The organism is Streptomyces sp. NPDC101234 (genome assembly GCF_044767525.1).
In the GTDB taxonomy this organism is placed as follows: Bacteria; Actinomycetota; Actinomycetes; order Streptomycetales; family Streptomycetaceae; genus Streptomyces; species Streptomyces sasae.
In genome coordinates, this window is record NZ_JBIWOA010000083.1 from 1 (window position 1) to 11617 (window position 11617).

Sequence of the window (11617 nt, forward strand, 5' to 3'; positions counted from 1 at the left end):
ACTCATGTTGCTCTTGCTACTCACTACCTGTGACTGCTTCCTCCGGGACCATCCGTCCCAGTATCAAGCTGTCCGGCCGGCAGGGGGAACCTCACACCGCTAGCGGTGGTTTGTTAGACCGGGACGTAGAGGTTCAGGGGTCTGCCCGTGCCGACGGTGTTGATCAGTTCTTGTAGTGCTGTGGGCGGGGGCTTCGTTGTCCAGGCCCGCCAGTAGCGTTGCAGCGTGTCCCAAGGCATCAGCCAGCCACGGACGGCGCGTATGGCCTGGGGCCAGCAGGCCGGTCGGGGCTGCTGGGGTCCGGGTTCTCCCCCTCTCTACCGGTCCTGGCGGTGTGTCAGGACCGGGTGCAGGGCCGACCGGGACGGGCGGGGGTGGGTCCGGCGCGAACCAGGTGCTCCAGCAGAAGCTGAAGGCACAGTTCACGAGGGTCTGATGGCGGCGGATCGCGGTATCGGAGCGGACCTGGAAGTCGGCCCAGCCGAGTTCGTCCTTGACCTGTTTGTAGCTCTGCTCGACCCAGTGCCGCAGCCCGTAGAGCCTCACCACTTCGGTGAGATCGGCGGCTGGGTGGCCGCTGTGTGCCTCGCGGGGTGATCCGGGCCTGGGCAGGTTGGTGGCCAGGTACCAGGTGGAGGTCTCGGGCAAGGTGGCCGGGTCGGTGGTGGCCACCACGAGCCGGATCACGCCGTCCGGGCCCCACCAGCCCAGCCGAGCGTCGGCGGCCCGCCAGGTCGCGGTGCGTCCGTTGCGGAAAGTACGGGTCACTGGCTGCCAGTCGCCGCTCAGTTCGGGACCGTGCCAGGCGAGCTCGCGGGCGGCATCGACGGGCCGGAAGGCGTCTTTGTACTGCCAGGTGCCGTGGCCGCGCTTGAGGGCCATCACGAATGGCATGCGGGCGTCGGACAATGCGGCGCGGAAGGTGTTGTGGTCGCCGTAGGCGCAGTCGGCCACGACCGCCCGGAACACCACGCCGGCAGTCTTCGCCGTGCGGGCCAGGGCAGCCCCGATCTGCAGCTTGGTGCGGAAAGCCGGGTCACTCTGCCCGCCGGGGAAATGGTGGGCGGGTGTGTAGGGCACGGCATGCAGCGGGTAGTAGAGGCGTTCGTCGGCCCAGCACGTGGTCACCGTGACCACACCGCGGTCGATCTTCCCGACCGAGCCGAGATACTGCTTGCCCACGTGCGCGGTCGCGCTGCCGTCCTTGCGGTCACCGGAATCGTCGATGACCAGCACCCCGCCGTCATGCGGCGCAGTGGCAGAGTCGGCCAGCATCAACTCAAGGCGGCGGGCATTGACCTGCTCGCTGTCCCAGGTCGACTCGGAGAGGAAGAACTGCAGTCGCTGCACCGCCGCGTGCTGGGCACCCACCACGGGCTCCGTGCCGGCCAGGCAGGTGAGCGTCTTGTTGCGGTCCCGGGGCAGCAGCAGCCCGGCCAGGTACTCACGAAACCCCCGCCGCTGGGCCAACGTTCCAAAAAGATCGTCGAAGCCGACAGCGTACGCTTCCAGCGGGCCCGGTGCGGGAGGACACGGCAGCCGCTTCGTCATCTCAGGCTCTCCGGACGGTAGTTGACGCCTTCACTTCACGGCCTACTCCCGCCCGAACCCGCCGTCAACAAACCACCGCTAGGAGCGTGGGTCAGTAACTGTCGAGCGTCTCGGCTGGTTGTGACCGCGCACCTCCCCGGGGCTCAGCATGCAATAGTCGCCCGTTGGCCATCAGCATCCGGAGAGGTACCTGAATGCACGACGCAGTCAACTTCATAGCGGAGACCTACGGACTCGGCACCGGACCGTGGACGATGACACCCATCACCCGTGGCGCCTTGGGCCAGATCTGGAAGCTGTCCGGTAACGGCTCCTCCTGGGCGATCAAGGAACTCCTCTTCGGCTGTGACGAAGAACAGGTCCGCCGGGAGGCCGCGTTACGGAACGCCGCGGAGAACCTGGGAATCGCCTCACCACGACTCATCCCCAATCGCCACGGCACACACGTCTCACAGCTCACCCCCTCTTCGGGCGGACCCTACGTGAAGCTGTACGACTGGGTCGACGGCACCGCGGCGGATGCATCCGACCCGGACATCCTGGACTGGTTCGGCCGGACCATGGCACTCCTCCACACGGCGGGAGAGGGCGCGAGCGAGACACCTGGCTCCTGGTACGAGCAGTGCCCACAGGACGCTGACTGGAAAGACCTGCACAAGAAGGTGCACCAGGCTGGCCTGCCGTGGTCGGACGCGCTGGGCCGGTTCATCGACACGTCCGCGGCAGAACTGGCGCACTGGGTGACCGCGTCCGACCCCGGCAATCTGGTGACGTCACATCTCGACCTGCAGCCCCAGAACGTTCTGGTCCGCCCCAACGGGCCCGTCCTCCTCGACTGGGACAACACCGGGCCCATTTCAGCGGAACGAGAACTCGCACGTGCCGTCTACGTATGGTCGGGCCGCAACCAGGCGAACACCGATTCAGCCCGGCGATTGATGCGGGCCTATCAGAGCGCCGGAGGCCGCGCCACCATCACAGGACCGCAGTGCTTCTCGATGCTTTTCGCGACGGACCTGAACTTCATCTACGTCCAGGCCGAGTGCGCCATCGACCCAACCGTGACCGCCGCACAACGCGAGTTCGCGAGCAACCAGGTCGTTGCCTCCTTGCGCAGCCTGCCGGACCTGACGGCCGTCTCCCGGTTGACCGCCGCGCTTGAGGAGGTTTAGCCACGCACCAGAGAGTCCTCAGCTCAGCTACGCTGCGGAATCCGCTCCCGCGGCACCCGCGTGTGGTTGGTGATCACTCGTACGGGATGATCCCGGTATACGCGATCAGGAGGGGCTGTTCGAGGCCGGGCCGGCCGAGGGCAAACCGGCGCCACGTCACGCGGCGGCGGATAAGACATTTCGGGCGTTCGACCCGCACCAGGTATTGCTGCTGCCGCCGTCGCTGGATGACTGGCTGCCGGAGGACCACCTGGCCCGGTTTGTCGCCGACCTGGTCGACGAGGTGCTCGACCTCGGGCCGATCCTCGCGGACTACACCGAGAAGCGGGGTTACCCGCCCTACGACCCTCGGCTGATGCTGCGGCTGCTGATCTACGGCTACACCACCGGGGTCCGCTCCTCGCGGGCGATCGAGCACAAGTGCGTCGACGATGTCGCGTTCCGGTTCCTGGCCGCCGACCAGGCCCCGGACTTCCGCTCGATCGCCCGGTTCCGCCGCCGCCACCTGGACGCGCTGGCCGACCTGTTCCTCCAGTCGCTACGCCTTGCCATGACCTTGGGCATGGTCAAGATGGGCCGCGTCGCCCTGGACGGCACGAAGCTGAAGGCCAGCGCCTCCAAACACAAGGCCATGAGCTACGGCCGCCTGGTCGACAAGGAAGAGCGGATCGAGGCGGAGACCGCCGCCTTGGAGGCCCGGGTCCAGGCCCTGCTGGCCGACGCGGAGGCCACCGACAACGCCGAGGACCAGGTCTTCGGCCCCGACGGCAAAGACACCGAACTGCCCGCGGAGCTGGACCGGCGGGAGAAGCGCCTGGCGAAGCTGCAGGCTGCCCGCGCGCAGATCGAAGCCGAGGCCGCCGAGAAGGCCCGCCGCCACGCGGAAGAGAAGGAACGCCGCCGTCAGGAACGGGCCGGCACCAGCGACGGGCAGGCTGTCACCGACGCGGGCGACAAGGCTGCCGCCAAGGCCCGACCCAAGCCCAAGGCCCAGGCCAACTTCACCGACCCCGACTCACGGATCATGAAAAGCAGCGACGGCGCCTACATCCAGGCATACAACGCCCAAGCCGTCGTCGATGAGAAACACCAGGTCATCACCGCCGCCGACGTCACGACCAACCCCTCGGACGCGCTGAACTACACCAGCATGCTCGACCAGTCCGCCGCCAAAACCGGTCATCACCCCAAGCAGGCCCTCGTCGACGCCGGATACTGCTCCGAGACCAACCTGGAAGCCGCCCAAGAGCGCCAACTGGCCTGCGGCACCGACACGTTCATGGCCACCGGCCGCCTGGCCCACGACGAACAGGTCCCGCCCGCACCACGCGGACGCATCCCGGCGAGGGCCACGCTGAAGGAGCGCATGGCCCGCAAGCTGCGGACCAAGCCCGGACGAGCCGCCTACAGCCGCCGAAAAGCCATCGTCGAACCCGTCTTCGGCCAGATCATGAACTGCCAGAGCGGCCGCCAGCTCCTCCTACGCGGCGAGGACGGGGCCCGCGGAGAGTGGAGGCTACTTGCCGCCTGCCACAACCTCCGCAAGATCTTCCGACACATCGGAACCGCCGACCTCGCCATCGCGATCAGTTAACCGGCCCGGCCACCGGCCGCCCCCACCGAGCCACCGAACCTCAGCAGCACACGACCCTACCGAGCACACCAGGCCGCAACCGGGCGATCACCATTGATCCCGCCGATCACGCCCCCGGCCAGTCGCCCGTTACTGAGACACGCTCCTAGCTCAAGCAGATCCAGTACCGCCCGCAGCTGGTCGACGGCTGCCTCGCCGGCACCGGCCCGTGCTTCGATCCGGCCGGTTGACGGATCTGGCGGCCCTTTTGCCCGGCGCTAGCGGCGGTAGGTATGGCAGCATCACCGTCATCTCTTTGCTGACCTGGGACTACGACGGTGATCTGTACTGTGCTCTGACCACCGAGACTGGTACGGGCGAGGGCCGGACCATTCATTTCGAGCTCAGCGAGGCCCGTATGGTTCTCGGCGGAGCCCCTTCCATGCCTGCATCACCCGCTCCCGGGCCGACAGCCGTGACGGTGGTTGTCTACGCTCTCGAGGAGGAGAAGCCGGCAGAGGTCTTCTTCGACAACACGCAGACTCTGCCGTTCGCCGTCTTGCAGCACTTCGTGGCGACCGTCACTTCGCGGTTGGCAAGCACAGGATCGTAGAGCAGCCGCCTCGCGGCACAGCAAGACCCTCAGCCGACATCACGAGTTCAAGTAGTTGTCCGGTTACGCCTCTCACCTGTGCAAACAGCCCGGACAACTCAAAGTGCTGCTGTCCGGGCTGTCCGGTCATAGAAGAGCTGTGCCCCTGAGTGTTACAGCCCGTCGGCGAAGCGGACCTCTCTAATAGGCACAGGAACCGAAGGCGACTTCCGGACCTGGCTGATCAAGAGTGGACGAGCAGAGAACTGGGGGCTGAGCAAGCCCGTGCGCTGCGCCAGCACCCAACAGCCCAGAATACTCAGACTCAGAACGCCGAGCCGCGCATGGTCCGGCGCCGGGCGCGAACGCTGGAAATATTTACCCAAAAACCAAGCATCAGCGACAGGATACCGATCACGCCAGGGATTATTGAATAAATCCAGCCGAACGAGAACGCAAACCCAGCACTCATGGCTGCGGCTCCGAGGAACGAGATGATCAGGCCCAGACTTCGCGCTCGCGTGTCCCTCCGAACATCCCCGGGAGGGCGTACACCCCTTGGCGCACTTCGGGAAAATTCACCCGCAGTATGAAACGACGACGCCAGTTCTTCCTCTTCCTCTCCAAGCGGGGGGTTCGGAACTACACCCAAAATTCGCAACCGTCGCGGATCTGGCGCGGCCATCTAGATCCCCTAACGCTACTTAAGTCCACTAGCCAGAAGGTCAGCTAGAACCAACAGGTGGCGAACATCCGAGTCCGAATAACCTTGCATAGCCGAAGTGGCAGATTGCCAGCTTTCCATTTTAGCATCCACGACAAGGACGCCCAGTTGATCCTGCCCGGCACGGACAGGGATAACAACTATCGCGTTATCCCACTTCGCTGCGGGAGTTGGAGGGCCATCGAGATAGGATCTCCAATTTTCCTTCTTGAAGACTCCCTCCGTCCTCAGCACATGCCGCAGGACTGGAAACCCGAAGTCTCCAGGGGATATTTTACTAATCACCTTCGGAACCCCTGCCCACATTCCGAGGCATTCAAATCTCCCGGAGTTCCAAGCATAGAATGCGGCGCGTGATCCAGGATAAATTCGCGCGGAGGCAACGCAAATAGACTGCTCAAGCCGCCCGCGCGCTCCTTTCAGGTCGTGACCGTGCCCCGACCGAAGGCCACCTATGCGAGCAAGATGGACGGCTGCCGCAGACACGTCTGTGACGACCTTTTCCTGAACACTTACCTCATCTATCGCCAACCTTTCCCTCGCCAGGAGAGAGCGCCGAGAGAGGCCGGACTCGATGTAAGCAATGACCGCCGTCACCGCCAGACAGATAACACCATAAGTTATGTAGGTAGGGCGACGAGAATTCTCATCACCCCCCAATATGGAAAAGACGAATGCACCGGCACCAAAGAGGAAAGCAAATACCTTGAGTGCTACATCTGCAACCGCTTCGCGTACCTCAGCAGTCATCCGCCCCCCTAACCCAGCGACCCCAGAGAGGAAGGGTATCGACTACGCAGCACACATGCACGCAAAGTACGTACCCCGCAGACTCACCTGCGGCACGTGACCTTCCCTTGCCGTTGAGTGGCGCCTTCCTCACCAGAACCCCACTCGCCCGATTGACCGACGCCTAGTCCAACCCGTTCGACTGTCCGGTTACACCCATAACCTACATAAATAACCCAAAAGCTCAAAGTGTCGCCGTCCGAGCCACCCGACAAGCCGACCAAGGCACCCCGAACCGGTCCGCATCCACCGTCTTCGGGCTCGACGAGAAGACCGCGATGGGGCCCGGGGACTCCGCGGAACCGTGACATGAGCCCTCCAATCGCGAGAAGATCCCGCAACTCGTCCCACCCCACAGAGGGCCAGCACCAATGGGTACACAGGAAATAGCCAGGACAGAACTCGCTCGGCGTCTCGCCGACAGGACTCGGGCGCTCGGAGATCACCTTCAACAGCGAGAGACGCCCGTCGCGAGTAGCGCCAGCGACCTCGTCCTCCGGGAACTGCCGACGCCTCCCGAGGGGTCGGTGGACGAGATCATGGCCCTCTACCCCGTACCTGACGGCGACTTCGTACTGACCGATCGAACCTTGTACTACCGCGACAAGCGGGGCAACGTCTATCTGTTGCCTCTCGCGTCGATTGCCACATGGCGGCAGAAACGGACGGAGTACTACGATCACCTGCCTTCAAGGATTCGACGGCGCATCTTGGAGATCGACATCCGTACGTCTGACGGGACGCAGTACCTCATTGAGACGGGCAAGATCTTCGCCAAAGGCTGTCCCGTAAGACGTGCTTCGACTGACGGCGGCAGGGCGCAGGCGTACAAGTCGGTGGCAGGCGGAACGGCGGTAAGGGACGATCGCGAGGGCACGGCACCCTTCTTCTCGCCGCACTTACCCGAACTCGTGCCGGTGATCAGCGGTGCGGTGCCATGCTGACGACGGATCGATGCTCGGCCTGGCCTTTCCGCGGCCGGGTCGGAGAGGACGCATGTGTTACTCGCTCTTGAAGATCGCCTGGCCATCACCGAACTGGTCTCGTTGCATGGTCACCTTGTTGACGACGGAAGCCTTGACCGGTTGGAGGAGTTGTTCACCTCCGATGTTGTCTACGACCTCACCGACTTCGGCCAAGAGCCGCTGTTGGGAGTGGCTGCCATCCGAGAAGCGGCATGGGCACTGGGAGCCGCCAACCCCGTTGCGCATCACGTCACCAACGTCGTCGTTACGGTGTCGGCGGACGGCCGGGTGCAAGTCCGATCCAAGGGGCTGGGCATCAAGGCGGACGGCTCCTGCGGTTCCGTCTCCTATGACGACACCATCGTGCGCACCACTGACGGCTGGCGGATCAGCCATCGCAAGATATCGCCCCGCCGTACTCCCTTGGGTGGGATGACAAAGTCCGGCTGATCAGGCATGTCTCGCCTGGTACTAGCCGGTGCGGGCAAGGTTGTGCAGGCGGGCGATGCCGAGCATGGCGTGATGGACACCGTCGCCTTTGAGGCGGCAGTCGCGAAGGATCCTGACTCGAAAATGGCCGTGCGAGGGCATGGTTGATTGCCCCGGCTGTGGGGCTGGGGGGTGTGGGAGGTCAAGCGGTTGCGAGGCCGGATGTGTCGATGCCGAGGGCGTTCAGCTCGGCGATGAGCCGTTGCTGCCGTCGCTTGACCTGGTGCGGGTGCTGTTGCCAGTGGCTGGGTCCAAGGTCCTGGTAGTCGGTGTCGTTGGTGAGCATGTGCCATGTGGCGATAACGATCTTGTGCATGACCGCGACGAGTGCGCGCTTCTTGCCCATGCGTCTGATCAGCCGGCGGTAGTGGGCGTTGAGGTAGGTGCCCTTGGTGTGTGCCTCGGCGGCAGCCGCATCGCCGAGGGCTCCCTTCAGCCAGACGTTGCCGTGCGTCGTGGCGCCTGAGTAACTTCGCCCCGCTGACTGGTTGTTTCCAGGAGCCACGCCACTCCAGCTCGCCAGAGCCGCTGCGGTGGAGAAGCGTGTCATGTCGGCGCCCGTCTCAGCGATCAGTACCTGTGCGAGGCGGGTTGAGACGCCGGGGATGGTGACCAGGAGATCGCGATGCCGGCGCAAGGGCGCGGTCTCGGCATCGATGCGCTGATCGAACGCGGCGATCTGCGTATCGATGGCGTCGATGTGGGCCAGGGCCTGGGACGTCAAGAAGGCGTGGTGGTCCTCGAAGCGGCCGGTCAGGGCCTCACGGAGATCCGTCATCTTCGAGCGGGCCTTCCCGACGGCCAGATCGGCCAGCACCACCGGGTCACGCTCACCGGCGATGAGTGCTTCGAACATGGCGCGGGAGGACATACTCAGCGTCTTGGTCAGCACGAGCGAGGTCTTGATGCCCGCGTCCTCGAGCACCTTCTCCAGCCGGTTCAGCGCGCGGGAACGCTCTCGGACCAGGCTGGTGCGTTGCCGGGTGAGGTCACGAAGACGACGAATGAGCGGTGGCGGCACGAAAGACGGAGAGACCAGCCCGTGCTGGGCCACCTGGGCGATCCAACGGGCGTCGGAGACGTCGGTCTTACGGCCTGGCACCCGCTTGATGTCCCGGGCGTCGACCAGCCAGACCTCGAACCGTTCCTCAAGCAGGTAGAACACGGGTTTCCAGTAGTCAGCTGTTGCCTCCATCACGACCAGCTGAACGTCCTGCTCGGCCAGCCAGTCCGACAACAACAGCAGTGAACCGCCCCGGGATCGGTGGAGTGTCTCTACGGAACCCGGGGTGCGGTTCAGTGAGCACGCTGGGCTTGTTGTGTGGCCGTACCGGCTGGGGCGAACGGGGCCGTGCCGCACGTCGAGGTGTCGCGCGTGGACGCCGCACGCGAACGTCGGCGGCGTCCACTGCTGAACTGCGCGACGGCCATGTTCGAGGACACGGCTCCGGTAGGGCCACGGCGGTCCGTCCCCCGTTGATGGTCTGCTGTCGCTCGCCCGAGGTCGGTAGCCGGTCCACTCGCGACGCTCGGGCAAGCAGACGTCTTCGAAAGGGTAGACGCGGACCATCCAGCGAGCCGCGCTCCCCAGTTGCGCGTTCGCGCCCCTACAGCACGCTCTCGTCGACCGTGTAGATCATGCTGCGGACCGGGGTGAGCTCCTGGAGTCGGGCCGAATCGGCTGCGGTAGCGCGCCCTGCGGAGGAGGCAAAGGCTGCACGTAGTTCCTCCATCGTGTCCCATTCCAACTCAGCGACCAGGTAGTACGGTTCGCCGCCGCGGACGGCGACCGCGTCGCGCCCGAGCGTGTAGCAGCGCAGCCCCGGGAGTCGGCGTACGAGCGGGAGGTGGACGTCGCGGTAGTGGCGGTCGAATGCTGCGAGGTCGGCCGGCGTCTCGTACAAGACGATGAAGCGGGCGGTCAACGGGCGGCCCTGCGGTGGCGGGTGAGGACGGCGGGACCGACCTGTTGCGCCGACAGGCACTCCAGTTCCGCGTGAGGGCCGCCCGCGGGGAAGAGCCGGTCGCCGGTGCCGAGGACGGTGGGGAAGGTCAGCAGCCGGTATTCGTCGATCAGGTCCTCGGCCATCAGCTGGTGCACGATGCTGAGGCTGCCGATGACGACCACATCGCGCGGTTCGTGCTTGACGGCGTCGATGACGTCGCCTTCCAGGATCCGCGAGTTCGCCCACGCCGCGGTGTCCGTGCCGCTCAGCGTGCGGGAGGCGACCAGTTTCGGGGCGGCGTTCATGCGTGCGGCGAACGGACCCTCACGTCCGGGCCACAAGCGGGAAAAGATCTGCCAGGTCGTGCGCCCGAACAGCAGCACGCCGTCGTCCAGCGTGCGGCCGAGCCGGAACTTGTCCCCGTCGATGGCTTCACGGCCGTGCCGCAGCGCCCAGCCGCCCAGCGGCGTGCCCTCCGAACCGGTGGGGTCGGACATGATCCCGTCTACGGTGACGAACCCGATCGCGATGATGCTCACAGCGATGTTCCTCTCGCTCAGGTCGAGTGCTCACCGGTACATACCGGCGCCACCCACCCGACTCATCGCTCCGGCGCGAAATCCCCGGCAGGAATGTGCCGCGGCAGCTTGAAGACGTCGAAGACGCCCGGATCGGCGAAGACGACGTTGTGCGCCACCAGGCCGCCGGTGACGGTGAGCACCTGCAGGGTGTGCAGCCGGTGCCCGCTGCCGGGTTCCGGCGCGTACGCCGCCAGCAGGCTGCCCGTTCGCCGAGAGCTCCCGCACGGCCCAGCCGGTGCCGCGCATCCGGAAGATGCGCTCCAGGAACCGGCCGTAGTCGGTGCTGCCCCGGTACCACAGCGCAACCGGCGGCATCTCCAGGATCGCGTCCTCGGCCAGCAACCGCACCAGTGCGGGCACATCGGCGGCCTCGAACGCCCGCGCATACCGCTGCACCACCGCCCGCACCCCGGGATCGTCCGGCTCATGCACCACATCCGGACCGCCCGCGCCCGCGAGGGCGGCACGAGCGCGCTGCAGCGCGCTGTTGACCGCCGCCACCGTGGTCCCCAGCTGCTCGGCGACCTCGGCCGCAGTGAGCCCCAGCACCTCCCGCAGAGTAATTGTCAAGACCTGTCGATCAGTTGAGGTGAATCACGCTGCGAGGGTCTTGTCTCGTTCGACGAGGAGGCCGTTCTCGAAGCGGGCGCCGGCTCGGACGAGGGCGACGAGGTGCGGTGCGGTGACCGCTCGCCAGCGGGCCTGGGCGGACTCAACGAGTTTGAAGACCATCGCGAGGGCCGCGGCCGGGCTGCCGGCGCCGCGGGTGACCTTGGTCCGAAGCTTCAATGAGGTAGAGAAACCTGTAACAAGTCGCCGTCGCCTGGCCGATTCGCGCTCTGCCGCGTCCGGTGCGGCGTGTGCTGATCTGGGTCTGTGAGGCATGCGGATCAGGGGGCGGCATGGACGACTTGCACGTCAGTCGGTGGCGGAAGAACGGGCAGGATCGGCTCTACGTCAATCTCGGCGGACCACGGGGTCAAGCGGTGGCCTGGCTGAACTGCAAGACGGGAGAGGTGCGGATTCTAGACGGTATGTAGGTGCCGGTTTGGGCCGGGCACGACGGATACGACGGGGCTATGGCTGTACGGGCTCGTTCGGCCTCGTCCGGGCTCGTTTGGGAAACTAGACTCCACGCATCCCCTAAGGCACCGTGATACCGCTGCTCCACAGTCAGCCCGCGCCCGATGACCGCGTCGGGTCAGCAGACGGCGGAGCAGGCGTTCGCGTACTCG

Annotated in this window: 10 protein-coding genes and 2 pseudogenes; 5 read left to right on the plus strand and 7 right to left on the minus strand. The window is 65.6% G+C overall.

Annotated features, from left to right (window positions below):
- Window positions 1-99: 99 nt before the first annotated feature.
- Complete coding sequence (locus tag ACIRR9_RS55170; protein WP_403769423.1) at window positions 100-1551, minus strand: IS701 family transposase; 1452 nt, start codon at window positions 1549-1551, stop codon at window positions 100-102.
- A 194-nt stretch (window positions 1552-1745) separates the two neighbouring features.
- Between ACIRR9_RS55170 and ACIRR9_RS55175 the strand changes: the two genes are divergently transcribed.
- The 5 genes from ACIRR9_RS55175 (at window position 1746) to ACIRR9_RS55195 (ending at window position 7816) form a co-directional block, all read left to right on the plus strand.
- Window positions 1746-2723, plus strand: a complete 978-nt coding sequence (locus ACIRR9_RS55175) for a phosphotransferase enzyme family protein (RefSeq protein ID WP_403769426.1) — start codon at window positions 1746-1748, stop codon at window positions 2721-2723.
- 115 nt (window positions 2724-2838) lie between these two features.
- The gene (locus tag ACIRR9_RS55180) at window positions 2839-4317 is read left to right on the plus strand and encodes an IS1182 family transposase (protein ID WP_403769446.1); all 1479 of its coding nucleotides are present in this window, start codon (window positions 2839-2841) and stop codon (window positions 4315-4317) included.
- A 226-nt stretch (window positions 4318-4543) separates the two neighbouring features.
- Window positions 4544-4909 carry a hypothetical protein gene (locus tag ACIRR9_RS55185; RefSeq protein WP_403769429.1) on the plus strand — a complete coding sequence of 122 codons (366 nt, stop codon included), beginning with the start codon at window positions 4544-4546 and terminating at the stop codon, window positions 4907-4909.
- A 1863-nt stretch (window positions 4910-6772) separates the two neighbouring features.
- Window positions 6773-7345: a hypothetical protein gene (locus tag ACIRR9_RS55190; RefSeq protein WP_403769431.1), complete on the plus strand. Its 573-nt coding sequence runs from the start codon at window positions 6773-6775 to the stop codon at window positions 7343-7345.
- A 54-nt stretch (window positions 7346-7399) separates the two neighbouring features.
- Entirely contained in the window at window positions 7400-7816 is a 417-nt protein-coding gene (locus tag ACIRR9_RS55195) for a nuclear transport factor 2 family protein (protein WP_403769434.1), read from the plus strand.
- A 21-nt stretch (window positions 7817-7837) separates the two neighbouring features.
- Here ACIRR9_RS55195 and ACIRR9_RS55200 read toward each other — a convergent pair.
- From ACIRR9_RS55200 to ACIRR9_RS55225, 6 genes and pseudogenes are all read right to left on the minus strand, one after another.
- A pseudogene (locus ACIRR9_RS55200) lies at window positions 7838-7930 on the minus strand (IS5/IS1182 family transposase); the annotation flags it as partial.
- Window positions 7931-7997: 67 nt separating this feature from the next.
- Window positions 7998-9425: an IS110 family transposase gene (locus ACIRR9_RS55205; protein ID WP_403769437.1), complete on the minus strand. Its 1428-nt coding sequence runs from the start codon at window positions 9423-9425 to the stop codon at window positions 7998-8000.
- 37 nt (window positions 9426-9462) lie between these two features.
- The gene (locus ACIRR9_RS55210) at window positions 9463-9759 is read right to left on the minus strand and encodes an EthD family reductase (protein WP_403769440.1); all 297 of its coding nucleotides are present in this window, start codon (window positions 9757-9759) and stop codon (window positions 9463-9465) included.
- A 17-nt stretch (window positions 9760-9776) separates the two neighbouring features.
- Window positions 9777-10340, minus strand: a complete 564-nt coding sequence (locus tag ACIRR9_RS55215) for a dihydrofolate reductase family protein (protein ID WP_365340388.1) — start codon at window positions 10338-10340, stop codon at window positions 9777-9779.
- A 30-nt stretch (window positions 10341-10370) separates the two neighbouring features.
- The gene (locus ACIRR9_RS55220; RefSeq protein WP_403769443.1) at window positions 10371-10931 is read right to left on the minus strand and encodes a nuclear transport factor 2 family protein; all 561 of its coding nucleotides are present in this window, start codon (window positions 10929-10931) and stop codon (window positions 10371-10373) included.
- A 45-nt stretch (window positions 10932-10976) separates the two neighbouring features.
- Window positions 10977-11174: pseudogene (locus ACIRR9_RS55225) on the minus strand (IS256 family transposase); the annotation flags it as partial.
- Between the last annotated feature and the right edge of the window lie 443 nt (window positions 11175-11617).

Coding starts and splice junctions, on each gene's coding strand:
- ACIRR9_RS55190 (WP_403769431.1), top strand. CDS start 6,773: ATGGGTACACAGGAAATAGCCAGGACAGAACTCGCTCGGCGTCTCGCC.
- ACIRR9_RS55170 (WP_403769423.1), bottom strand. CDS start 1,551: ATGACGAAGCGGCTGCCGTGTCCTCCCGCACCGGGCCCGCTGGAAGCG.
- ACIRR9_RS55175 (WP_403769426.1), top strand. CDS start 1,746: ATGCACGACGCAGTCAACTTCATAGCGGAGACCTACGGACTCGGCACC.
- ACIRR9_RS55205 (WP_403769437.1), bottom strand. CDS start 9,425: ATGGTCCGCGTCTACCCTTTCGAAGACGTCTGCTTGCCCGAGCGTCGC.